Here is a 23,158-nt window from a genome sequence, read left to right as displayed (position 1 = left end):
AATCATCACGGCCGGTAAAAATACGCAGGCAAAATACCCGTTGTAATCAACGACTCCAGATTTTTACCTTGCAGGGATGATTTTTCAATCAACCCCGCCAAATAACCACTCACACCGGGCAACACAATAATGAGTTTTAATTGTTGATCTTGTTCGAGCAATCCAATCTGGTTGGGGAACCAACTATCACCACCTTTTACCCACACTGACAGCAATTCATTATTCTGCCCCGATTGCTGCCGGGGTTTGCCCCATATTTTTGTAAGCGCAGCAACGGAGTTTGCTTTGGGCAAATCAGCCAAATGGCTGACGTAAAGCTGTAACGTTTCTGTTAACCAACGGTCACTCACCGGCTTTATCGATTTTGTTTCCGCATTAAATTCACGCCATTTGCTTTCGGTAAGCACAATTGCATTTGATGGTTCACCATCACACGCCACTTCACCATACTGAATAAATTCCTGCCGCCCGATATTGACGTTATTGCCTGCGATGGGCACATACATATCAAAATTCAGGACTTGTTTTTTGTTATACAAAACCTGAAACCCACCGGGGCATAAATGCCCGGCGGTGGTGTTCCAGTAGGTTTCGGCGAGTTTTGCGTGTTTGAGGTAATACTCGATGCGGTAGTGATTTTCGCCTGCGGGAACTACCACGTAACCTTGGCCGTTTTTTAGGGGGCGTTGGGTTGGGGTGCAGGCGATTAGTGATAGAAAAAACACCAGTAAAGAAATTACTTTAAATGTGGCCAATATTTTCACAGCAACATTTGCCAATCACGAGTTTTCGCAGCATTAATCACTGCATCAAAATCCGGAATTACCTCACGCGTTTTTTTCATAACTTGATGGAGTTCATCTGGAAGCTCAATTGTTTCGATAGGTTCGGGAAGCCTATCAAATGGCGGTTCTGTTAACCGGTGTTTTATTTCCGGATTGGCAAGCCCACGCCACTCGCGCAAGCGCATAATAAAATGTAAATCGATTGGATACTGTTCGGCGTGAGCCGCAAAATCCCTACTACCGTCTTTATTGTTGCGGCTTGCAGTGAAGGTATGGCGGTTGGCAAGCTGAATAAGTAGAGAATGAATCAGCTCCATATCTTCCGTATCCCAGTGTTGCCACAATTCAGCAAATAAAGGTTCTTCGGTAAATAAATTAACTGACCATGGCTTATTTTCAACCTCCCAATCTCGCGGTGATATTCCGATAAATTTTTCAGCAAGCCGGATCATAAACAGAGGGGCGAGCGGCTTTTCAGTGCCGCTGACCGCACCAATATCAAACTGATCTAAAACAAATTTTACACAGTTATGAAAAAAATTTTGGTTAGCAAATACCGCTACAAAAGCGACCAATTGACCTGAGAAAAAAATAGTGGTTGGTCGCATTCGATTATCTTCACCACTCTGAGATATGAACCCTTGCCGTTCAAAATTGAAAAAACTCACTTGAGCAGATAAAAAATATTTCATCAACGCGAGATGAATTTCCTCCGTCTTCAATTTTTCATCAGACAAACTGACTGCAAACTGATACCGCAAATCAGCCAACGTCAAAGTATACAATCTACCAACTATACCTAGAACGTCATAAAGCGTCCCACCTTTTGAAATTAATTGCTTAATAAGCATTTCATGTCTAGAGTGTTCTCCTCTAGAAGCAATGTTAGCGGCCTCTTTCTGCCACTCGTTTATATAAGCCCGTCTTGATCGAAACCTTGGTGCCACTTCGTTGTAGTTCATAAGGTCATTTACCATACATTAACAATCGCATTAAGCTGCTGAACGCCAGAAGAATCCAATTTAGGAACCTCAACCTGAATCCAAATGCCTTTAACTGGAGCAGTTAGGTCTTGGCGTAACGTTTTCAACTCTTGAAATGTATCAAGAGCTTCCGAGCCCGCATTTGCATATTTACCCGCCTCATAATCAGCAATCCATTTATCCAATCTTGCCGTTGCAGAGCCTGTGGGCGCTTTCGCTGCATCTGCGCCATTGATGGATGATTTGGCTTCAGCTAAAAAAATTGTGGCTGGATTAGTGGATTTATCAATATATACACCATCTGGGCCATGGCCACTGAGATTTTGCATTGGCGTAAATTTTTTCCCTGTAGTCCCTTCAAGCACATCTAACATCACCGCTTCGCCAAGTTTTCCATCATTGTACTTTATAAAATCGCCCTCTTTGTAATTGTGAAACTTGCCCATTACAGAGATTCGGACTGGAGCTGACTTTAAGTCATTATAAAGAGCATCAAGCGAAGGCCAGAAATGATGGGTGCGACCAAATTCATGATGAATATTATTGCCATGCTGATTTCCATTTACGTAGATACTATTGGAAGTATTGGTTCCTTTTGCACCGGGCAACCCTATAACGTTTGAAGCCAGCCAGGTTAAACCATCCACCCACTCGTTTACGTCATAAGCTAAATCAGGATTATTCGCCGGATTATCATAGGCATCCTTAGGACAAAAAAAGACCCGCTGGGCGGGTCAGAGGTCTCAGAGAGACAACATGCAAGACAAATCAATAAAGAGTTTATGCAGACTTTTGCTCCTGGGATTGCGCCATGACTACGGGCAGGAACCAGGTTTCGGCGATTTTGAAATGCAGGTTGCCGATTTCCAGCTGCAGCTCATCGATATATTCATGCAGGCCGGACTTTAATAACTCATCCAGATCCGCCTCATCCAATTTGTGCTGAATATTGACGATAGAAGCCAACACTTTTTCGCTGTTTGGCAATGCCCACAAGCACTGCTCCAATTGTTTTAAGCAGTGTGCAACGGCGCGAGGGAAATCTTCGTTTTGCAATAAGAAAGTCACTACTGCATTGGCGTTGACACGGTCGCGCACATGTTGGCGATACATTTGGTAAGCACTCAACGAGCGCAGTACGCTCATCCACAAAATATTGTCGTAGGGTTCCAATACTTCTGTACCGCCCGCCGATAAGTGCGGCAAAAGATTGACCAAGCCCGCATCCACAATGCGCGTACTCATATCGGCACGTTCAAGATTGCGGCCAATACGAATTAAATCGTAGGCGTTATTGTGGCTCATACAACCAGCAAGCAAACCGGTAAACTGCTGCACACTGCTGATCACGTGGAGCAAAATAATGCTACGGTCGCGGCGCGAGGTGACTTTGTCGGCGCGGTCGCGGATGTAGTGATACAAATCGTTAATTAATTCCCAGGCTTCCATCGGCATGGTCTCACGGGTGATGCGGGAATTTTCGCGCGCAAAACTGAGTGAGTTAATTAAGGATGCCGGATTCTTTTTGTCCGCCAGAATAAAGTTAACAACGGTTTTTTCGTCGGCGAGTTGAGTATCGCGCTCAAAGTAACTGCCGGTACCGCTGATATCGATCAGCGAACCCCAACCGACACGCACACCGGCGGGCAGATCCAACAATAAATTTGAGTTCACATTCACAAGGCGCGCAATATTTTCACTGCGCTCCATATAGCGACCTAACCAATAAATTCGTTCAGCTACGCGTGACAACATGCTTTAGTCCTCCACCACAATCCAGGTATCTTTACTACCACCACCTTGCGATGAATTCACCACATAGGAACCTTTGCGCATAGCAACACGCGTCAACCCACCGGGTGTTACGCAGTGATCTTTACCCTGCAACACAAAAGGACGCAAATCAATATGGCGCGGCTCGGCATTACCGTTAGTGAGAATTGGTGCGGTCGATAACGAAATTAACGGCTGCGCCATGTAATTACGCGGATCAGCTTTAATGCGCAGCGCAAATTCGTCCAATTCTTTTTTGCTCGCTTGCGGGCCGATAATCATGCCGTAGCCACCGGATTCGTTGGCTGGTTTTACGACAAGTTTGTCGAGATTAGCGAGTACATAGTCGCACTGCTTTTTATCCACACACAAATAACTCGGCACATTCGGCAGGATTGGCTCTTCACCTAAATAGTATTTGATCATTGCCGGTACAAAGGTATAAATCACTTTGTCATCGGCCACACCGGCACCCGGCGCGTTGGCGAGTGCGACGTTTCCTTTTAACCAGGCGCGCATCAAGCCGCGCACACCGAGTACTGAATCCGGATTAAACATATCCGGGTCCAAAAATAAATCGTCGATGCGGCGATAAATAACATCAACACGCTTTAATCCATCAATGCTGCGCATATACACGCAGTCATCGCTGTCCACTACCAAATCACTACCCTCAACCAATTCCACACCCATTTGTTGCGCGAGATAGGAATGCTCGAAATACGCAGAGTTATAAATACCGGGAGTAAGCACGACTATTTCAGGGCGATCCGCTTTGCGTGGTGATAATGATGCGAGCGTATCAAACAATTGGTTGGGGTAATCGGTGACCGGGACAATGTTGTGGTTTTCAAATAATTCAGGGAATACACGCTTGGTCACTTTACGGTTTTCCAGCATGTAGGAAACACCTGAAGGTACACGCAAATTATCTTCCAGCACAAAAAATTCGCCTTTGTCATCGCGAATTAAATCGCTGCCGCAAATATGCGACCAAACACCGTAGGCCGGTTTCATGCCAATGCATTCTTTGCGGAAATTCACTGAGTCTTCGAATAAGTACGCGGGCACAACTTTGTCTTTGATAATTTTGCGGTCGTTGTAAATATCGTTAATAAATAAATTCAGTGCCGTTAAACGCTGGATTAAACCGCGCTCGGTTTTTTGCCACTCACGCTGCGGAATAATGCGCGGAATAATATCGAACGGCCATTCACGATCAATGTTGCCTGCGTCGCTGTAAACCGTGAACGAGATGCCCATGGTTTTAATGGCTAATTCTGCAGAGAGTTTTCGGTCTTGAAGTTCCTGCCCGGACAAAGAGGCGAGATATTGGGCGAGGTGTCGTGTTTCTGGGCGGGGTTGGCCTGGCGCGCTGATCAATTCATCGTAGAAGTGGCCAGAATGATAATTCTGCCAATCTATTTTCATTTCACTCATGGTGACTTCCTTCAGCATCGCGGCCTCACTTTGATATGCATTCTTAGCATTGTTATAGCGCCTGCTGAAAACGCATCCCTGGTTTCCATTTCTCCCGTCCCAGAAGAATTTCAGCAAGCTACATCCAACTACTTGCAAATTCGTTGCCAACAGCCGCGATTCTTTTGCCGGCAACAACGCTCACAGGCGAACGCCATGTGTATTGGCTCCCTCAAGCGCTGGCGGGTACTGTTATGGTGATACAGACCGCCACCGTGAAGGCATTTTCCTCAGATAAAAGAGAGTTATGACAATTTCGCAGACTATCTACAGGGCCTTGATGCGAAACCACCCTGCGATGCTCTGCCGGAACTGTTTGGCGGGCAACACTTCGTGTGGGAAATCCTCACTCAAAAAAATCACCAACCTGCCACATTGTGGTGCAAGACGAATCAATTCATTCTCACCCGCTTCATCATAGAGCACCAATTCGCCGCCAGCCATTAAATCCCAATCGGGGTTCAAATATAAAACGGTGGAAAGTTTGCGCCCCGGCTGCCCTCTGAAGGCGTCGCGGTGTTTTTGGTAAAAGGCACCCGGGGCATAAACAGCATAGTGGCTCTCGTAATCAAACAGTCCGAGAAATAACCGCTGGTTGATCCCCAACCTCAGTTTATCCATCCATGATAAAAATTCTGTGACAGCAAGATCGCCCGGCTCGAGCCATTGAATAGCGTCGCCGCGAATATCCAGATTGCGCTGGTAATCGCCCTGACGCCCAACGCCAGCCGGCGCCAGTGCCGCTTGCTGTGCGCGCAAATGTTCAATCAAGCCTTGAATCAGGGATGCGGGCAGCGGCTGATCGAGAACCATAAAACCCGGCCCCGTAAGAGCGTCTGCTATTTGATCCAGCAGGAGTTCTGAAGGATATGCGCTTGTTGTGTCCATCATAAAAAACCACAGGCTATCAACGAGCCGCCATTATAGGCTTGATCCACATCAATTCAGCGCGGCGCGCAAATTTTTACCATAGGCAGACACGCCAAGAGGAAGCCCGCCTATGTCAGCATTCACACAACAGATTGAATGGGATAATAACCTGATCAACCGCTATGACTTGGCCGGACCCCGTTATACATCCTACCCTACTGCCCCGCAATTTCAGGAGTCGTTTACGGAGACCACGCTACTCCATGCAATCACCCGCAGCAATCAAGCGCAGCGCCCTTTGTCACTCTATTTTCACATTCCGTTTTGCGACAGCCTTTGTTATTACTGCGGCTGCAACAAAATTGTGACCAACAACAAAAGCCGTTCACTACCTTACATCCACCGCATGATTCAGGAACTTTCGCTCTATGCGGATGTATTTGACAACCGCCGTCAGGTAAAACAATTGCATTGGGGTGGTGGCACGCCCACGTTTATTAGCGATGACGAAATGTCGCTGCTAATGCATGCGACGCGCCGACTATTTCGCTTGGCTGATGATTCCGAGGGTGAGTTTTCGATTGAAATTCACCCGGGGCGGGTCAGCATAGATACAATGAAGCATTTGCGTGACTTGGGTTTTAATCGCGTGAGCATGGGCGTGCAGGATTTTGATCCACGCGTGCAGAAAGCGGTAAATCGCTACAACACATTTGAGCAAGTTAGCGAATTAATGCAAGGGTTGCGCGCGCAACATTATCAATCGGTGAGCATGGATTTCATTTACGGCCTGCCACTGCAAACCCTTTCCAGTATTAAAGAGACACTGACAAAAATTATCGATTTAAATCCGGATCGCTTGTCGCTTTTTAATTACGCGCATATGCCCCATCTTTTTAAAAGCCAAATGCTTATCAGCGATAAGGAACTACCCAGCGCAGCTGAAAAATTGGATATTTTACACTTTGCGATTCAAACGTTGGAAGCGGCGGGCTATATCTACATCGGCATGGATCACTTTGCCAAACCGGAAGATGAACTGGTGCGCGCACAGCAAGCAAGAAAATTACAGCGCAATTTCCAGGGCTATTCTACTCATAAAGACTGCGATCTAATTGCAGTGGGCGTTTCCTCCATCAGCATGATTGACAATATCTACGTTCAAAATGCGAAAGACCTCAATGCCTATCAACAAAAATTGGATTTGGGTTTACTGCCTATCGCACGCGGTTTTACCTTGAATGACGAGGATCAGCTGCGGCGTTTTGTTATCAACAGTTTGATTTGCCACTTACGGTTAGATTTTGCCGAACTGGAGCAGGCATTTTCCATCAACCCCAGAGACTATTTCGCCACAGAAATTGCGCAGCTTGCCCCCATGATTGAGGATGGTTTAATCACAGTTGATGACAGCGGTATTCGCGTGCACAACAAAGGACGCTTATTAATTCGCCGTGTGTGTATGGTGTTTGATGAATATTTGCAAAGGCCAGTGCAGAGCGGTAATCAGATCCGTTACTCTAAAATCATTTGAAAAAAAGCCCGCCGGAACCCGGCGGGCGAAAATCTGGCGAGTTTTTGCCAGATGCTTGCGGAAAAATAACAACCCGTTGAAATCTTATCTGCCAGAAGACTCTTCTGCGCGTTGCGACAATGCTAGCTCTGCAATGCCCAAAATAGCGGCCATACCATTCAAGTTAGTTTTCACTATGTAGCTCTCAGTTTGCTCCAGAACGACAGCGGGACCATAGCCATTGAGGCACACCAAAAAGTATTCGCGGATCATCTGCAACAATTGCGGCTGCTCCATCACACCGCCACCCAAAATAATTTTTTGTGGTGCCAATAACTGCGTCAGATTGGCACACATCAGCGCGAGATATTGCGCCTCTAACAGCCAGGCAGGATGATCCGTTTTCAAAAATTTTCCGGATACTCCCCAGCGCGATTCAATCGATTTTCCGGATGCCAAGCCTTCAAGACAGCCCAAATGAAACGGACAGCAACCCGCATAGTTATCCATTAGCTGATCACGCGGCATCAACATGTGACCCACTTCTGGATGTCTTATGCCATGCACCAGCTCGTTGTTAACTACTATGCCCGCACCGATTCCCGTGCCCACGGTGACATAAATAAAATCGCTCAGGTCGCGTGCCGAGCCCGCTACTTTTTCACCCCAGGCCGCACCATTAACATCGGTATCAAAAGTAATGGGAACATTTAATTCGCGCGCAAAATAGCCGCAAATATCGGTGTTTGACCAATCAGGTTTGGGCGTATTGGTGATGTATCCATAAGTCGGAGAATCTGCCATCAAATCGACCGGACCAAAACTTGCGATACCCATCGCAACCAACTGCACATCGTGCGCCGCAACACTCTGACAAAAAAAATCGCGCACAGCGGCAAGAGTGTGTGCAGGTGTTGTAGTCTCAAATGCTGCCTGCGCAATCAGATTGAGTTCAGTATCAAGCAATGCGCAATTGAATTTTGTCCCGCCCGCTTCAAGTGCAGCAATTACATTGGCGTTGGATGGGCTTTGCATAAAAATTCCACCAGCAACTACCCCCAAATCATCAGGGGCAGATGAGTTAATCAAAAAATAAAAAGAGCCGGGAAAATTCCCCGGCGATAAGCACTGCTAGAACGTAGAACGCAATGTCTTTCCGATGCTAGTGATTAATTGTTTTGTTATCTAATCGCTCAGGCTCAATTAATTAAATCACTGTGAATTAATAATATCAAGAAAATTAATTGATCTTTTTTTCATCCTATTGTGGCTCCATAGATCTTTTAGGATTAAGAAGAGTGGTCACAAAGTGCGTAAAGCAGCAAAAAGCCCCTCTCGGGAGCTTTTCGACGGTGATTCTGCTACGCGGGAGAACAGTGAGGAGCGTTAATCTGCGAGGGACAAACTGCCATCATCAGCCTGACGGACAGGAATGGGGTCGATAATTACTCCCTGAAACACGCCCTGATCATCGTTACCCAGAAACGCCATGAAGTACCAGTTGGCGTCCGGCCCTTGAATAATACGGCCAGCATAAAGGCCATCCTGTTCAGGGCGAGTGAGGAACCCATTTCCAATGACGTCATACGGCCCCATGGGTTGTGCAGATGAAAAATATTTAACGCCGGTTTGCGGCACAACACCTTGCTGCGCTTTGTGCGCGGCCGAGTGGAATCGGGTGGAGACAGAGCAAAATAAATAATAGCGCTCACCGATTTTTTGTATTTGCGGTACCTCCATTTCACCAAACCAACCGGGCGCTAAAAAGGCATCGCCCACTTGCCAATCAATTAAATTGGCGGAACTTGCGTAGCCGATCGCACCGCGCCCATCCGGTTCACCGCGATTGACACGGCAGGTTACCAGCATATGGTAGAGCGGATCGCCCGCCGAATTTTTATCGACAATTATCCAGGGATCACGCCAGGAAGCATCGTGCCAATACTCCAGTTTTAATCCGTCATACCAGCGTTCATCCAATTCCACGATGGGATTCTTATCGTGTTTTATCCAATGAATTAAATCGGCAGAGCGCGCCAGGCAGACACGCTGCACCAAACCTTTTTCAGCGCGCTTGGTGCCAGTGTAAAACATCAACCACTCGTCGCCATGGCGAATAACACTCCCCGTCCAGGTAGTGAAAGAATCAGCTGCATTATCATCGCCACTCGTAGGTGCTATAGCATCAGGCAGAATTGTCCAGTTTTTTAAATCACGGGAACAAGCGTGCCCAACCGACACATTCCAATGGCGCAAATCCGGATTACCCAGCGATTTATTCGCTTGCAGATAAAACAAATGGTAGTCATCACCATCAACTGCAAACCAAAAATCCCATACCCACTTGTCAGTTAACTGCAGCATAGAGCCTCAAATCCCCTCACGGGTTAACGTAAAAATTTAATCGCCGGATAACATCACATTTTTATCAGGCGAAAAGTTCGCGTAAAACGGCAATATCGCACCACCAATGGCGCGCGCATCCTGCCCGATACTTCCGATTAACACCTGCGGCGCCAGCACACCGGTGGGTGTTAATAAATTGACTCGCTCTGCCAACTTATCCACCAGAACCTGCACCAGATCGCGCGGTAAATTCGCATCCAGAACAATCGCCTCCAAATCCAACACGCCGGTGGCAGAAAAGATAACAAACGAGAAAGCATCAACCGCATCCTCAATCCACTCATCCAATGCAGCCTGTGCAGCGGGCAACAGCGACGGCAACTGGGAGATATTATTAATCGGAAATCCGCGCGCATTCAGATGGCGGCGCAATGCATAAATCGATACACGATTAGCAAGAGTTTCAAAGGGCCCCGTAACCAGTGGCACCGTATCCAGCGACGACGAAGTTACCGGCATGGACGCCAGAGCGCCTGCGTTGCCATGTACGCCGGATTCAAGTTCGCCATGCAAAATCACACCGCCACCTACAAAAGTGCCGATAAAAATATACAAAAAATTATTGATGCTATTCCCACAACCTAATTTTAATTCTGCCGCAGCAGCGGCAGAGCAATCATTCTCCACAAATACCGGGAGATGAATTTTCCCTATCAATTGTTCGCGCGGATTAAATGCATTCCACCGCTGGGCGAGCTCATCATCCATATTTAACTCGCGCTGCCAAGCGCCCATAAACCAGGGCATCGCCAAACCTACACCCACAATACGCGGCTGTAACTCCGGCGCTAAACTACCCTGCAAATAATTCACGCCCTGAACCACTTTATCGATCAAAAAATCCGGATCAGGTAACGTAAATTCGTGGGCGACTTTACTCATTACATTGCCGCAAAAATCCATCAGCAAAATTTGGATATCGTTGCGCCCAGCATTAACGCCAATTGAAAATGCGCCTTTAGGATTTAACGCATACATTGTGGACGGCTGGCCTAACCCACGTTGCACTTTGCCACGCTGCACAACCAAATCGGCCTGCTCCAGGTCGTCAATAATACGTGTCACTGCCTGAGGCGTGAGGTTGGCAAGCTTGGCCAGCTCAAATTTGGAGGCCAAGCCAAGGCGGCGCAGCTCGCTGATGAGCACCCGCTCGTTATAGCGACGCAATCCACTGGAATTACTACCTTTACTCATGAAACCCTCTGATTTTGCCCCACACAACCGCAGCGGGAGGCGTAAATTGCAGCTCGACAGTTGACTTAATTAAACCACTGTGAATAAATAAGTCAACCGGTTTTCGTGATCCTAATCATTTGAGCGCCAAAATGAAATAGGGATCTGCCGGTACTAACGGGTTTCATAACAACAATTTCCCCCGAGGGCAGCACCATGTCCAATGTGCACGAGACTCACAATCTGCGGCTGATCCGTTGGTTGACCTTTTTAATGTTCACCATGTTTGCCATGACCACCGACGCGGTCGGCGTCATCATTCCGGAAATCATTAAAGATTTCGGGCTGAGCCTCACGCAGGCCAGCGCTTTTCACTACGCCCCTATGATCGCCATCGCATTTAGTGGTATCGCATTTGGTTTTCTCGCGGACAAACTCGGGCGTAAATACACAATTCTGATTGGCCTTGGAATTTTTGCTGTTGCTTGTTTTTTGTTTTCATTCGGCAAGCAATTTGAATTTTTCGTCGCGCTATTGTTGATATCGGGATGTGCGATAGGGATTTTTAAAACCGGTGCGTTGGCATTGATTGGCGATATTTCGGCAAACACCCACGAACACACACGCACTATGAATACCGTGGAAGGTTTTTTTGGAGTGGGCGCAATTATCGGCCCTGCACTCGTTGCCTATTTATTAGCGGCGCAAGTGTCCTGGACCTATTTGTATTTGGTTGCTGGCGGCGTTTGTGTGTTGCTGATGTTGATTGCGGGTCGCGTGCAGTATCCGCACACTCAGGTTAATGCATCTAGCCAAAAAATTAATGTACGACGCACACTGACTATGCTGCGCAACCCCTACGCGACGGGCTTCTCACTCATGATCGCGCTCTATGTTGCCACCGAAGTTGCTATTTATGTTTGGATGCCGACCTTCTTAAAAGACTATAGCGGCGACTGGCAATGGCTCGCTACTTATGCGCTCACCATTTTTTTTGTTTTGCGGGCGGGCGGGCGTTTTCTCGGCGCCTGGATTTTATTGCACTGTGAATGGTCATTAGTGATGGCCATCTTTAGTGGCGCGATTTTTTTATGTTTTCTTGGCAGCGCAATCGGAGGACCCGAACTGGCGGTGTTTCTGTTTCCCTTGTCCGGCTTGTTTATGTCAATGATTTATCCAACACTCAATTCAAAAGGCATCAGCTGCTTTGATAAACATGAACACGGTTCTGTCGCTGGCGTTATTTTATTTTTTACTGCCGTTGCCGCAGCGCTTGGCCCATTATTGATGGGGTTCACTGGCGATCTTTTAGGTCATGTCAAATATGGCTTTTATTTGGCAACTGGATTTGCAGCATTACTGTGTATCGCACTCTGTTACAACTTGCTCTACAAACCCGCAGAAGCAAGATTGAACCGCACACAGCTATCATCAACTGACGAGATGGTCAGGTAATTTCTTTACCGTGTAAATATCAAACCGGCTGGACTTACCTTCCAGCTGATAAGAGGGAACTTGACCATTGAGGAAGGGCGCTTTGCGAGGACGCTTAACAACCACGCGATAATGGACATGCGCAAGCGCCAGAGGCAAGAGCGCGTCGGCATCTTCATCTTTACCAACAATTGAATGGAAGGCTGCCATTTCTTTTTTGACATCAGCCGTTTTTTGTCGCTCGGGAAACATAGGGTCCAGATAAATAACATCGGGAAACTCTTCTGCGGTGAGCGATTCCAAATAAGTGCGACTATCCTGCGAGCGCAATTGCATCCGCTGAATCACTTGAAGCAATTCAGCATCTTGTTCGCGAGCAAAAATTTGCGCGCGCAGCAAACCATCTTGCAATAACAGATGCACAAGCGGCGAACGCTCAATCATGGTGAGCTGACAACCCAGGGTTGCGAGCACAAAACTGTCTTTGCCCATGCCTGCCGTCGCATCCAATACTCGCGGATAAACACCGGCCTTAACACCAACCGCCTTGGCAATCATCTGACCTTTGCCACCACCGAACTTACGCCTGTGATCTACAGCGCCCTCAGTAAATTCGACCAAAATCGGCCCTGGTGCTTTACGCCCGGTTTGTTGCAATGCAATATCAGCCGGGGAAAACATCACCACAAAGCCATAATCGACAACAGTTTCCGGAGCCTGATCGTTTAACAAAGGCAATTGTAAACGGGCAGCAAGCTGCTCTGCTTGTGCAAAGCGCTCCGGATCATTACAAAGAACAGCAAGAATATCGGGCATAAAAAATACTGGGCAAAAATAGATGTAGCATTATCTATTCGTTACCCAGTGCTAGCAATCTTTTGTTATCTGGTTTTATTTTTCCATGGTGAAGCGAATGCGGTCTTTCACATCAACGGTTCTCACCGCAACACCATCAACTTCATTGGGTTTGTATTTCCAACCTTTCACCGCTTTAATCACACTTTTATTAAACACAGCAGAAGGCACGTAGCCAATAATGCGAATGTTATCGGTAGCGCCTGATTCAGTAACATCAAACATCACATCCACATAACCTTCAACACCTTTACTGGCTGCAGCAACCGGATATTGCGGTGCAATTTTAATAAACGGAACCATTTGGCCACCCATGCCAAAAGCACCTTTAATCGGCGGTTTGACAATATCAACGGGGCCACCAAAATGCATACCATCACCATCAATACTCACTTCCGGCGGATCAAACCGATTTACCGGTGGAGGTGATTGTTGTTCTACCGGGCGAGCGGGCGGCTCATCTTCTCTTGTCACTATGGGTGGTGGTGTATCCATAATAAATTGAGGAATTGGCGCAACGGGATCATCGTCTAAGACCGGATAGTCATTGTGTATTAAATAATGCATCGCATAGAGCAATGATATGGTCATTAATAATGCCGCGGGAATCGCACTCATCGTGCGCACGGCAGGTGACCCGCCATTGGTATCGACATAATTGTTTTTATCGGAAACGATTAATTTATTCATAGCGAATTCCTCAAATAACATTTTCCAGGCAATAAGGGGCCCCGCCCGGTAGAGGGTCATTTACAACAGGGATTTAACGCGTGAAACTTAGAGAGAGACGAGATTTATCGTCGGTGTTTATCGATGACAACTTCTTGTGGATTGGTGGAGAGAGTGAAGCGGAATAATTCAGTGACGCCTTGCACAACTACCGGTTCACCATTTAATAATTGTGGGCGGTAGCGCGATTTTTTTAACGCAGTTAACACTGCTCGATCAAATATGCGCGAGGGCGAATGGCCAATAATGGTCGGCTGTATGATGGCGCCATTGGTATCTATCGTAAATTCCACTTGTACCCATCCTTCTATGCCCTTATGCAAAGCGGCAGCGGGATATTCAGGTGTTGCCATTTCAATCGGTAAAAAACCTTCAACACGAATATCGGGAACCAGTTGTGTGTTTTCATTAAGGAAATTGTTTGTGTCTTGTAGCACCGCTAGTTGTTTGAGCTCAACGGCGGTCGGTTTGTTAACCTGTATACTCAGAGCTTCAACACCCACGGGTAAATCAATGTGCGATGGCTGTGTATAAGCGGCTGGTTTTAATTGTTGTAATAATTCCCAACTGAATTGTTCGGTACGCGGCGCACTTTGAGCTGGCGAGGGCGTATTTGGCTGAGGGAATTCGATGTGTAAAAACTGGATTTTTTGACTGCGCCATTGTTGCTGCAACGGCATCAATTGCACACCCGCAACTAACACCAATAAAAATCCACCGCAGATTAACCAGTATTGTGCCGCTTCCATTGGTACAGATTGATGCGGGCGCTGTTGGTCCAATATCGCCATAATACGCTGACCAATTGGCGATTGACCGCGCATTTGCAAACCCTGATTTGCGTGTTTATGACTCGTTTCGCTACTGGCAATTGCTAACAAATTTTGCGCATAGGTTACTTGTTTATTGTGCAATTTATAAATGTAATCATCGCAAGCCAACTCTGCTTGCTGATAAATTTTTTGCGCCATCCACCACAGCGGCAGCAAAAACCAAAAGCAGGCGCAGGTAATTTTTACTAATAAGGTAGTCAACCAATCCCAACGGGCGATATGGCCTAACTCATGGATAAGTACACTGAGTTGCTTATCTTGATCCCACAACAATGCGTCGTGCGGCAGCATGATTACCGGGCGCAATAAACCCCAGGTTTGCGGTGACGACACTGAGCGCGAACTGACAAGATCAATCTTGCGAGAGACATCTACCAATTCACGCAATTCATCCAGCTGAGAGATTAACCCGGGTGAACTCACCTTCTGTGCGCGACAGGTTTGCAATGCAAGCCCAATAATTCCAAGCAATAAATAAAATAATAGCCACGTAGTAACCAGTAGATATATTCCAGCTACCATCAGGAAGTTTTTCTGGTTGATATGATTCTGTAACCAGATGTTAATTTCTTCAAACCAACTGACGGGAACCAGCATAATGTTTGCCAGCGATGGAAATCTCGCCCATTCAATGTGAGGCAATGCTCCCGCGCAGAATGGCAACAATAGAATACTGACAACCCCCAGACTTAATACGAAGTGTTGCAAAGCAGCTGATTTTTTACGCAACAATATCCAGAGCACACTCATCACCAACAAGATCATTAGTGGTTTGAGCAAACCGGTAACAATCACACTGATAAAAATAGACGCGCTCATCATACCGCCTCGATTGTTATTATTTCTGTCTCGCTGAAGCGTCAGCTTGTGCTGCCTCATCGATTGCCTGCTGCAGCTGATTTATTTCTTCTGCACTCAGCTTTTCTTTATTCATTCCCAATAATGCATTCACTGCTGCAGCAGTTGATCCGCCAAAAAATGTTTTGAGCATTTTTTGCAGTGCAGAAGTTCGCGCCTCTTCCTGTGCTACTACCGGAAAATAAATATAGCGCGGGCCGTCTTCGCGAAAATCGACGATCTTTTTTTCCACCAATTTTGCAAGCAAGGCGCGCACAGCTGAATAGCCAGGCGCATCGGGAATAGCGGCACGCACATCCTGAGCCGATAACTCACCAGCCTCAAACAAGGCATCCATAATTTGCCGCTCACGTCGGCTGAGTTGCGCAGCAGCAGTTTTATCCACATCATTCAAAGTCATACGCTTTACCTACATCAAATTTACTTCAATGCTGTTTTTTTAGCATCATGCTAATAATTTAGCACCAGCCTCACTTTCGTCAAGCGTTAAATGCTAAAAAATAGCACATAAGCTCAAATCTTTGATTTTTAATATTTTTTTCAATAAAAAAGCCGCTGCGGTAAACCGAGCGGCTTTCGTGAACACGAGAATACTTATTCGTTAGGCACCAGCTCCAATTCTACGCGACGGTTTGCTTCACGCCCGGCCGCTGTATCGTTGCTGGCCACCGGGTAGCGCGAGCCGTAACCATACGACTGGATACGTGCACTGCTAACCTTCTGGCTGCGCAGGTACATAGCAACACTATCGGCGCGGCGCTCACTGAGCGGTTGGTTGATAGAATCGCTGCCGGTAGAGTCAGTATGTCCACTCACTTTGATTGAGGTTTGGTTAAACTCAGCCAAAACCTTGGCAACTGAATTTAGCACATCGAAAAAATCTGAGCGGATGTCGGCATTACCCGTGCTGAAAGTGATATTACCTGGCATCACCAGATACAGGTTATTACCTTCACGTCTCACCTGCACACCAGTGCCCTGCAACTCCTGGCGCAACTTGGCCTCTTGACGGTCCATATAGTTACCTGCGCCACCGCCGATTACACCACCCAGTACAGCACCTTTTAATGCGCGGTCGCGGCGATCTTTTTTATCGTCGCCCGTCGCTGCGCCTAGGACGGCACCCGCAATTGCGCCTATGCCTGCGCCTTTAGCGGTCTTACTGGTTTTTTGTTCGCCAGTATAGGGATCGGTTGTGGTACAACCAACAATGGCAAATGACAACAAAATAGCGAGGATATATTTCATACTAAGACTCTCCAATAAAACAAAAAAAACGAGGGATAAAGAAATAAACATGTTGTGTGGTGATTGTTGAATAGCGGAACTGAATAAATACTGAATTCTATGATTGCTGCCGAACAGATATCTGATTACAGTGAATGCATTATTCGCATGAATTATGCGAGACGATTTTCCGCCCCAACCTAGGGAAACTCCATATGCACAGTAAATCTTTGTTACTTTTTTGTGGGCTAGTCACCAGTTTATTGACTGCTGGGTGTAAAAATTATTCCGTAAGCGTCAACGAAAATATTGTCTACACGCCGCCATCGATATTTAAGGATTATCAAATCACCGATGCAAAATTGCGCGACTGCGTGGAGCAAACTATTTACGATTTGCATATTACCAGCGCGGAGGATTTAACACGGCTGAACTGCAGTAATGCAGGTATTAAATCCCTTGCTGGATTGGATAAATTTTTTGCGTTAAAAGAACTTAATTTGGCGGACAATCAAATAGCGGATATTAGCGAAATCGAGCAATTAGGACGCTTGGAAAGATTGGTGCTGACAAATAATACCATTAAAAATCCTGCACCACTTTTACACTTGTTGCACCTGACACAATTGCATCTTGCCAAGAACCCGCTGATGACATGTAAAGATTTAAAACAATTGCAACAAAACCTGAACAATCAAAAACTGGATTTTATATCACCAGAACAGTGCATCAACTAACGTGAATTAACCTCGGGGCGCTGATTACACCGCGCCCCGCACAAACATTAACCCAATAGTGTTACGCAACTGGTGCACCACTCGCATACGCACAGGCTCTGCATTAATCGCGCCTACTGCTTTTTTAAATTTGACTGAAACTTCTGTGCCTACAGGTGGGCATACCTGATTTTCAATTTGCACCTGTGCACCACCGTCAGAAATATCCCGGGCAAAACCGATAATCGTACCGAAACTCGGGTGGGACATTTCAACACGCACCGAGGTGGAGGTGCGCTCAAACACGCGGCGTTCGTTCACTATAGATTCCCCATGATTTTAGTAGCCATTTTTGGCTCTGCCAGAGATGTATTGCTTGAGTATAGATACTAATTGTTAAAATTCACCTGCAATAAAAAAGGGGCCTAAGCCCCTCTCTGCCTGCGCAGGGCACTTTATTAGAAAGTTAACCCGAGGCGCTGACCGACCATTTCGTAAGACTCAACAACATTGCCGAGGTTTTGACGGAAACGGTCTTTATCCAATTTCTCACGGGTGTCTTTATCCCACAAACGGCATCCATCTGGTGAGAACTCGTCCCCAAGAATCACTTCGCCTTTATGCAGACCAAATTCCACTTTGAAATCCACCAGCAACATATTGCCTGAGGCAAACAAATCCTTAAGTATCGCATTGATTTTGAAGGTCAATTCTTTCATGCGCGCCAACTGCTCGGGCGTTGCCCAACCGAACGATTGCACGTGCGATTCATTGACCATCGGATCGCCAAGCGCATCGTTTTTCAAGAAGAGTTCAAAGGTGGGTGGATTCAATTCAATGCCTTCCTGCACACCCAGGCGACGCACTAGTGAACCAGCTGCAAGGTTGCGCACTACGCACTCAACGGGAATCATCTGCATGGTTTTTACCAATACTTCGGTGTCCGACAGCAACTTCACAAAGTGTGTGGGGATGCCTGCTTCCTGCAATTTGGTCATGATGAACGCATTGAATTTGTTGTTTACCATGCCTTTGCGATCAAGTTGCTCGATACGCTTGCCGTCAAAAGCGGATGTATCATTGCGGAATAACATAATTACATGATCAGGGTCATCAGTTTTGTAGATGGATTTGGCTTTGCCAGCGTAGAGTTGTTCGCGCTTTTCCATTGATAGGCCTGCTATTCAAAAGTATGTATTGAAAAATAAAAAAACAGAAAGTAAAAAACGGTATTTAAGAAACCGACAACCAGTCAAATCCCTGGTTTTGACACGCAAAAGTCACCTGCTTGACCTCCGCCGTGACGGGTGCCAAAGCAGCTTGTGCCAACTCCAGAGAATTATTTTGTTGGCTGATATGCGCCACTACTAAATGCTGCAACCTTGCGCAGTTAAGGCGCTGTAAAAATCCTGCCGCCTGTTGGTTGCTCAAATGCCCCCACAACCCTCCTACCCGCTGCTTCAACGAAGGGGGATAGGAGCCTGATGCGAGCATTGCCGGATCGTGGTTTGCCTCCAGCACCATGGCATCAAGATCTTGGTAATGGGCCTCAACATGGGCGGTGATGCTACCCAGATCAGTCAATATCCCCAACCGTAACCCCGCAAATTCAAACACAAACTGGGTTGGCTCACGCGCGTCATGGGGTACTGCCACTGGTGTAACGTGCAAATCATTCAACACAAACGGAGTATAGGCTTCTATCAAGCGCAGATCCGGCAATTCACCCAGATTGCGGCTGTGATAGGTACCCGGGGTCATGTACACCGGCAGATCATAGCGTCTGGCCAGAGTGGCAACTCCTTTGATGTGATCTGCATGCTCATGGGTGACCAGTATGGCCATCAGATCTTCAGCGCGCTTGCCCAAGCGCTCAAGCCGCTGGTTGGCTTCCTTGACACTAAATCCACAATCAATCAGAAGGGTACCAGCGCTCCACTCCACCAAGGTAGAGTTGCCGCGGCTACCGCTACCGAGTGATGCAAAGCGCAACGGAGCCAGCACTAGATCAGATTTCTCCGCAATATAGTCAGTAACTCACGCGCTTCGTGTGGGGTTAAACGCTTGCCATAAGGATCGCGAACACGCACAACAAAGTTACCCTCAGTACCCGTCACGACAATCAGGTAACCGGGCGCATCAGGCAATACTTTTTCTTCATCACGATCCGAGCGCGGCGCTTTTTCAAACGCATCACCTGTCAACATATTGGTTTTGACTTGCGCCAGAGTATAAGGTGATGTTGGCGGCTTGGGATTCAAACCTATACGGAAAGTACGTTTGAACCAACCCGGCTTGGCTTCTTCAGGATCTATGTAGTGCACGTAGAAAAGGCCAGCATCGGCATCTGCATCAAACGTCGTAAAACCATCGCGCTTGGCGGCGTATGTCAGGGTCGCAAATGCCCGCTGGCGATCCAGCTTGATTGTCATGATCGGCTCGCTGCGGGATACCCCCAAATTGGCTTTTACCGCGCCACCAATTGCCTGGGCCAACAGAGAAGTACCACCCTCAGCCGTTTCACTCGCCAGCGTTGCCGCCAACTCGTCGAGCATCCACTTTTCACGCTCGGCATTCACCGAGCGTCGCGGCCAGCCCATATCAGGTGCTGGCTTTTCCGCAACGGGAACACTCATGTGGGTAATATGAATTTCAGTGGTTTCCGGTTGCACACCTTGGTCGATCTGCAGGCGATAGCGATCGTAGGTTGTTAAATCCGTTTTGAATTGCAACCAGCTGGTTTCGATGATGCCCTTGCCGATATCAGCTTTGCTTACCGCCAGGGTATTCACATTGAGGAAGTTGCGGATACGCGGCCAGACTTCACCCGGCGCTGCATTCAATAGAATCCAGCTCTCACTGCCAACGCGCTGGATCTTGACATTTTCCTGCTCCAGATTTGCCGACAAAGGCATAGGGCGCGGAATTTCATAATCATCGGCGGTTGGGTCGTAACCAAAGTCAGTCGCGGTAATCGGCGGGATAGGATAAAGCTCGCCCATGGTTTCCGATTTTTTACCCGCCGGTAATACCAACGGGGGAATATTGTCGGCCTTAACGTAATCGCCTGCGCGATTGCGGAATACACCCTCATCGCCAAAAAACATGCCGCAGCCAGAAAGGGAAACCGTCAAGCTGGCAACCATTAACGCCAAAAGCGGGCGCTTGATCGACAATAGAGAAGTTGTTGTTATGGTCATTGCTTTAATTGAACTCATGAATCATCTCGTCGACAACCTGCAAGCAGGGATTAGCTTAAATCCCGGCAGCCTGCATGGCTGTTTTAACCTGTTGGTGATACTGCTCTGACAGACGTGTCAGCGGCAGGCGAATACCCGATTGGATCAAACCCAATTGTTCAACCGCCCATTTAACAGGAATCGGGTTGGACTCAACAAACATGGCCGTATGCAAAGGCAGCAAACGATCATTAATCGCGCGCGCTTCTTTAGCATTACCGGCCAAGGCCAATTCACACATACGCGCGATGGCCGCAGGTACGACATTCGCCGTGACAGAAATATCCCCTTTGCCACCTAAAAGAATTAAATCGACCGCCGTTGCATCGTCGCCCGAGATAATCGCAAAACCGGAGGGAGCCTGTTCGATCAATAATTTGGCGCGATCAAGGTCGCCAGTCGCTTCTTTAATGCCGATGATATTGGGTAATTTGGCCAAGCGCAGCGCCGTTTCCGGTTTCATATCCACACCGGTGCGGCCGGGTACATTGTAGAGAAACTGCGGAATGGCAACCGCTTGCGCGATATGGGCGTGATGCAGGAACAGCCCCTCTTGCGTTGGCTTGTTGTAGTAAGGTGTTACCAACAAACAGGCATCAACTCCCGCATCCTTAGCGGCTTGGGTTAGCTCGACAGCTTCAGATGTGGAGTTAGCGCCAGTACCGGCGATCACAGGGATGCGACCGTTCACTTGATCAACTATTTTTTTAATAACTGCTAGATGCTCGTTCACATTCAGCGTCGCCGACTCGCCAGTCGTGCCTACTGCTACTATCGCGTGGGTACCCTGCTCCAGATGCCAGTCCACCAATTTATGCAGGCTCGCCCAATCAAGGGAATTGTCTGCATTCATCGGGGTTACCAGGGCAACCATACTGCCTTGAATCATCGGGAGCTCCGTTAGCTAGCGAAATAAAGTAGCGAAAAAAGTTAGGGAATCAGGGTGACGAAATAACGAAAGGCGCCATGGTACTGAGTGGGGCCAGACGAAACAAGCAAAACACCATCAAGAGAGAGAGTGAAACCTTATTTTTTAAAATCCAGCATGCGCTGCAGCGGAATCATCGCCAACCTTCCGAGCTCTGGATCAACATGGATTTCATTGTCGCTGCGCTCAAACACCGTCGCCAGATTGTCTAATACATTCATTGCCATCCAAGGGCAATTGGCGCAGGAGCGGCAGCTTGCACCGCTGCCAGCAGTAGGTGCGATATGGAAAACCTTATCGGGATTAAGCTGCTGCATTTTGTAGAAAATGCCTTGGTCAGTCGCAACAATAAATTCGCGGTTAGGCAGGGTTTGTGCCGCTTTAATCAATTGCGATGTCGAGCCAACTACATCAGCCAGATCCACCACTGCTTTGGGCGATTCAGGGTGAACCAACACTGCAGCATCGGGATACAGGATTTTGAGATCCTCAACACCTTTGGCTTTGAATTCTTCGTGAACGATACAGGCACCATCCCACAACAGAACATCGGCACCGGTTTTTTGCTGCACATAAGCGCCGAGGTGTTTGTCCGGCGCCCAGAGGATTTTTTTACCTTGGCGATCCAGATAATCCACTACATCCAACGCAATACTCGAAGTCACCACCCAATCGGCACGCGCTTTTACGGCGGCAGAGGTATTGGCATAGACAACTACAGTGCGGTCGGGATGCTGGTCGCAAAAGGCAGAGAACTCATCGATAGGGCAGCCAAGGTCGAGCGAACAAGTCGCCTCCAACGTGGGCATAAGTACACGCTTTTCCGGTGTGAGGATTTTGGCGGTCTCACCCATAAACTTCACGCCGGCAACGATCAAAGTATCAGCCGAATGATTCTTACCAAAACGCGCCATCTCCAGCGAATCGGATACACAACCGCCAGTCTCCTCGGCGAGAGCCTGAATTAACGGGTCGGTGTAGTAATGGGCGACCAACACAGCATTGTGTTGCTTAAGCAGAGCTTTGATGCGGAGTTTATAGGCAGCTTCTTGCTCAGGTGTGTACTGGGGCGCACTCCACACACGGGCGAGATGTTGTTTTACCAGATCTTCAGCGGCGACATCGCGCACGGCCAGATTCAAAAACTCAGACATGTAATCGCCTCACTTAAGCTTACCCGCATTAACGGGCAGTAAATTTGCGTGCAATTTTATCACAGAGCAGCAGATTGATTGGCGGTTAAATATCAGCGCACAGTAACCAACCGACTCGCTTTTCGCCCAATAAAAAAGGGCGCTTTGCTAAGCGCCCTTTTAGATTTTTACTTCAAAAAATGGTGGGTCGTGCTGGATTCGAA

General features: G+C 47.5%; 23 protein-coding genes. 3 read left to right on the top strand and 20 right to left on the bottom strand.

Features of this window, described 5'->3' with window-relative positions:
* Positions 1-5: 5 nt before the first annotated feature.
* The 6 genes from B4E62_RS18755 to B4E62_RS18730 all read right to left on the bottom strand — a co-directional run bounded on the left by B4E62_RS18755 (position 6) and on the right by B4E62_RS18730 (position 5,911).
* Positions 6-764, bottom strand: coding sequence for a hypothetical protein (locus tag B4E62_RS18755; RefSeq protein WP_331353139.1), 759 nt, complete (start codon positions 762-764; stop codon positions 6-8).
* Positions 761-1,747, bottom strand: a complete 987-nt coding sequence (locus tag B4E62_RS18750; protein WP_331353138.1) for a hypothetical protein — start codon at positions 1,745-1,747, stop codon at positions 761-763. Before B4E62_RS18750 ends, B4E62_RS18755 begins: the two co-directional genes overlap by 4 nt.
* Before the next feature lie 8 nt (positions 1,748-1,755).
* Positions 1,756-2,415 carry a hypothetical protein gene (locus B4E62_RS18745; RefSeq protein WP_331353137.1) on the bottom strand — a complete coding sequence of 220 codons (660 nt, stop codon included), beginning with the start codon at positions 2,413-2,415 and terminating at the stop codon, positions 1,756-1,758.
* A 133-nt stretch (positions 2,416-2,548) separates the two neighbouring features.
* Positions 2,549-3,523 (bottom strand): alpha-E domain-containing protein, encoded by a 975-nt coding sequence (locus tag B4E62_RS18740; RefSeq protein WP_331353136.1) that lies wholly within the window; start codon positions 3,521-3,523, stop codon positions 2,549-2,551.
* Between the two features lie 3 nt (positions 3,524-3,526).
* Positions 3,527-4,972, bottom strand: coding sequence for a circularly permuted type 2 ATP-grasp protein (locus B4E62_RS18735; RefSeq protein ID WP_310075980.1), 1,446 nt, complete (start codon positions 4,970-4,972; stop codon positions 3,527-3,529).
* 315 nt (positions 4,973-5,287) lie between these two features.
* Positions 5,288-5,911, bottom strand: coding sequence for a 2OG-Fe(II) oxygenase (locus B4E62_RS18730; protein WP_331353135.1), 624 nt, complete (start codon positions 5,909-5,911; stop codon positions 5,288-5,290).
* A gap of 109 nt (positions 5,912-6,020) precedes the next feature.
* Here B4E62_RS18730 and hemN point away from each other — a divergent pair, with 109 nt between their 5' ends.
* Positions 6,021-7,424: an oxygen-independent coproporphyrinogen III oxidase gene (gene hemN / locus B4E62_RS18725; protein ID WP_331353134.1), complete on the top strand. Its 1,404-nt coding sequence runs from the start codon at positions 6,021-6,023 to the stop codon at positions 7,422-7,424.
* An 84-nt stretch (positions 7,425-7,508) separates the two neighbouring features.
* Here the strand turns inward: hemN and B4E62_RS18720 are convergent, their stop codons facing one another.
* The 3 genes from B4E62_RS18720 to B4E62_RS18710 form a co-directional block, all read right to left on the bottom strand.
* Positions 7,509-8,438 (bottom strand): ROK family protein, encoded by a 930-nt coding sequence (locus tag B4E62_RS18720; protein ID WP_331353133.1) that lies wholly within the window; start codon positions 8,436-8,438, stop codon positions 7,509-7,511.
* A 351-nt stretch (positions 8,439-8,789) separates the two neighbouring features.
* Complete coding sequence (locus B4E62_RS18715) at positions 8,790-9,767, bottom strand: family 43 glycosylhydrolase (RefSeq protein ID WP_331353132.1); 978 nt, start codon at positions 9,765-9,767, stop codon at positions 8,790-8,792.
* A 36-nt stretch (positions 9,768-9,803) separates the two neighbouring features.
* Positions 9,804-11,003, bottom strand: coding sequence for an ROK family transcriptional regulator (locus tag B4E62_RS18710; RefSeq protein WP_331353131.1), 1,200 nt, complete (start codon positions 11,001-11,003; stop codon positions 9,804-9,806).
* Positions 11,004-11,198: 195 nt separating this feature from the next.
* Between B4E62_RS18710 and B4E62_RS18705 the strand changes: the two genes are divergently transcribed.
* Complete coding sequence (locus B4E62_RS18705; RefSeq protein WP_331353130.1) at positions 11,199-12,437, top strand: MFS transporter; 1,239 nt, start codon at positions 11,199-11,201, stop codon at positions 12,435-12,437.
* On the opposite strand, the gene B4E62_RS18700 is transcribed toward B4E62_RS18705, so the two are convergent.
* The 5 genes from B4E62_RS18700 to B4E62_RS18680 form a co-directional block, all read right to left on the bottom strand.
* On the bottom strand, positions 12,414-13,232 hold the full coding sequence (locus B4E62_RS18700; RefSeq protein ID WP_331353129.1) for a class I SAM-dependent methyltransferase: 819 nt from the start codon (positions 13,230-13,232) through the stop codon (positions 12,414-12,416). The genes B4E62_RS18705 and B4E62_RS18700 overlap by 24 nt on opposite strands.
* Before the next feature lie 75 nt (positions 13,233-13,307).
* Positions 13,308-13,961, bottom strand: a complete 654-nt coding sequence (locus tag B4E62_RS18695; protein ID WP_331353128.1) for a TonB family protein — start codon at positions 13,959-13,961, stop codon at positions 13,308-13,310.
* A gap of 104 nt (positions 13,962-14,065) precedes the next feature.
* On the bottom strand, positions 14,066-15,655 hold the full coding sequence (locus tag B4E62_RS18690; protein WP_331353127.1) for a TonB family protein: 1,590 nt from the start codon (positions 15,653-15,655) through the stop codon (positions 14,066-14,068).
* 16 nt (positions 15,656-15,671) lie between these two features.
* Positions 15,672-16,091, bottom strand: a complete 420-nt coding sequence (locus B4E62_RS18685; protein ID WP_310075882.1) for a BlaI/MecI/CopY family transcriptional regulator — start codon at positions 16,089-16,091, stop codon at positions 15,672-15,674.
* Between the two features lie 194 nt (positions 16,092-16,285).
* Complete coding sequence (locus B4E62_RS18680) at positions 16,286-16,939, bottom strand: OmpA family protein (protein WP_310075884.1); 654 nt, start codon at positions 16,937-16,939, stop codon at positions 16,286-16,288.
* Positions 16,940-17,133: 194 nt separating this feature from the next.
* On the opposite strand from B4E62_RS18680, the gene B4E62_RS18675 reads away from it, so the two are divergent.
* Complete coding sequence (locus tag B4E62_RS18675) at positions 17,134-17,655, top strand: leucine-rich repeat domain-containing protein (RefSeq protein ID WP_331353126.1); 522 nt, start codon at positions 17,134-17,136, stop codon at positions 17,653-17,655.
* A 24-nt stretch (positions 17,656-17,679) separates the two neighbouring features.
* Here the strand turns inward: B4E62_RS18675 and B4E62_RS18670 are convergent, their stop codons facing one another.
* From B4E62_RS18670 to nadA, 6 genes are all read right to left on the bottom strand, one after another.
* A complete protein-coding gene (locus B4E62_RS18670; protein ID WP_310075891.1) occupies positions 17,680-17,955 on the bottom strand; it encodes a PilZ domain-containing protein in 276 nt (91 codons plus the stop codon).
* Between the two features lie 137 nt (positions 17,956-18,092).
* On the bottom strand, positions 18,093-18,803 hold the full coding sequence (purC, locus tag B4E62_RS18665; protein ID WP_310075894.1) for a phosphoribosylaminoimidazolesuccinocarboxamide synthase: 711 nt from the start codon (positions 18,801-18,803) through the stop codon (positions 18,093-18,095).
* Positions 18,804-18,867: 64 nt separating this feature from the next.
* The gene (locus tag B4E62_RS18660; RefSeq protein WP_310075897.1) at positions 18,868-19,638 is read right to left on the bottom strand and encodes an MBL fold metallo-hydrolase; all 771 of its coding nucleotides are present in this window, start codon (positions 19,636-19,638) and stop codon (positions 18,868-18,870) included.
* Positions 19,638-20,852: an outer membrane protein assembly factor BamC gene (gene bamC, locus B4E62_RS18655; RefSeq protein WP_310075899.1), complete on the bottom strand. Its 1,215-nt coding sequence runs from the start codon at positions 20,850-20,852 to the stop codon at positions 19,638-19,640. The genes B4E62_RS18660 and bamC overlap by 1 nt, the downstream gene beginning before the upstream one ends.
* 37 nt (positions 20,853-20,889) lie before the next feature.
* Positions 20,890-21,762 (bottom strand): 4-hydroxy-tetrahydrodipicolinate synthase, encoded by an 873-nt coding sequence (gene dapA, locus B4E62_RS18650; RefSeq protein ID WP_310075902.1) that lies wholly within the window; start codon positions 21,760-21,762, stop codon positions 20,890-20,892.
* A gap of 137 nt (positions 21,763-21,899) precedes the next feature.
* Positions 21,900-22,955 carry a quinolinate synthase NadA gene (gene nadA, locus B4E62_RS18645; protein WP_310075904.1) on the bottom strand — a complete coding sequence of 352 codons (1,056 nt, stop codon included), beginning with the start codon at positions 22,953-22,955 and terminating at the stop codon, positions 21,900-21,902.
* Between the last annotated feature and the right edge of the window lie 203 nt (positions 22,956-23,158).

Origin of the sequence: Cellvibrio sp. UBA7671 (genome assembly GCA_002483145.1) — a bacterium.
GTDB classification, from domain to species: domain Bacteria; phylum Pseudomonadota; class Gammaproteobacteria; order Pseudomonadales; family Cellvibrionaceae; genus Cellvibrio; species Cellvibrio fibrivorans.
This window is presented reverse-complemented; position numbering and strand designations above follow the sequence as displayed.

What these genes read in the sequence shown, in the direction of transcription:
- B4E62_RS18750 (WP_331353138.1), bottom strand. Translation starts at nt 1,747, where the DNA reads ATGAACTACAACGAAGTGGCACCAAGGTTTCGATCAAGACGGGCTTAT.
- B4E62_RS18740 (WP_331353136.1), bottom strand. Translation starts at nt 3,523, where the DNA reads ATGTTGTCACGCGTAGCTGAACGAATTTATTGGTTAGGTCGCTATATG.
- B4E62_RS18735 (WP_310075980.1), bottom strand. Translation starts at nt 4,972, where the DNA reads ATGAAAATAGATTGGCAGAATTATCATTCTGGCCACTTCTACGATGAA.
- B4E62_RS18730 (WP_331353135.1), bottom strand. Translation starts at nt 5,911, where the DNA reads ATGATGGACACAACAAGCGCATATCCTTCAGAACTCCTGCTGGATCAA.
- hemN (WP_331353134.1), top strand. Translation starts at nt 6,021, where the DNA reads ATGTCAGCATTCACACAACAGATTGAATGGGATAATAACCTGATCAAC.
- B4E62_RS18720 (WP_331353133.1), bottom strand. Translation starts at nt 8,438, where the DNA reads ATGCAAAGCCCATCCAACGCCAATGTAATTGCTGCACTTGAAGCGGGC.
- B4E62_RS18715 (WP_331353132.1), bottom strand. Translation starts at nt 9,767, where the DNA reads ATGCTGCAGTTAACTGACAAGTGGGTATGGGATTTTTGGTTTGCAGTT.
- B4E62_RS18710 (WP_331353131.1), bottom strand. Translation starts at nt 11,003, where the DNA reads ATGAGTAAAGGTAGTAATTCCAGTGGATTGCGTCGCTATAACGAGCGG.
- B4E62_RS18705 (WP_331353130.1), top strand. Translation starts at nt 11,199, where the DNA reads ATGTCCAATGTGCACGAGACTCACAATCTGCGGCTGATCCGTTGGTTG.
- B4E62_RS18700 (WP_331353129.1), bottom strand. Translation starts at nt 13,232, where the DNA reads ATGCCCGATATTCTTGCTGTTCTTTGTAATGATCCGGAGCGCTTTGCA.
- B4E62_RS18695 (WP_331353128.1), bottom strand. Translation starts at nt 13,961, where the DNA reads ATGAATAAATTAATCGTTTCCGATAAAAACAATTATGTCGATACCAAT.
- B4E62_RS18690 (WP_331353127.1), bottom strand. Translation starts at nt 15,655, where the DNA reads ATGATGAGCGCGTCTATTTTTATCAGTGTGATTGTTACCGGTTTGCTC.
- B4E62_RS18685 (WP_310075882.1), bottom strand. Translation starts at nt 16,091, where the DNA reads ATGACTTTGAATGATGTGGATAAAACTGCTGCTGCGCAACTCAGCCGA.
- B4E62_RS18680 (WP_310075884.1), bottom strand. Translation starts at nt 16,939, where the DNA reads ATGAAATATATCCTCGCTATTTTGTTGTCATTTGCCATTGTTGGTTGT.
- B4E62_RS18675 (WP_331353126.1), top strand. Translation starts at nt 17,134, where the DNA reads ATGCACAGTAAATCTTTGTTACTTTTTTGTGGGCTAGTCACCAGTTTA.
- purC (WP_310075894.1), bottom strand. Translation starts at nt 18,803, where the DNA reads ATGGAAAAGCGCGAACAACTCTACGCTGGCAAAGCCAAATCCATCTAC.
- bamC (WP_310075899.1), bottom strand. Translation starts at nt 20,852, where the DNA reads ATGAGTTCAATTAAAGCAATGACCATAACAACAACTTCTCTATTGTCG.
- dapA (WP_310075902.1), bottom strand. Translation starts at nt 21,762, where the DNA reads ATGATTCAAGGCAGTATGGTTGCCCTGGTAACCCCGATGAATGCAGAC.
- nadA (WP_310075904.1), bottom strand. Translation starts at nt 22,955, where the DNA reads ATGTCTGAGTTTTTGAATCTGGCCGTGCGCGATGTCGCCGCTGAAGAT.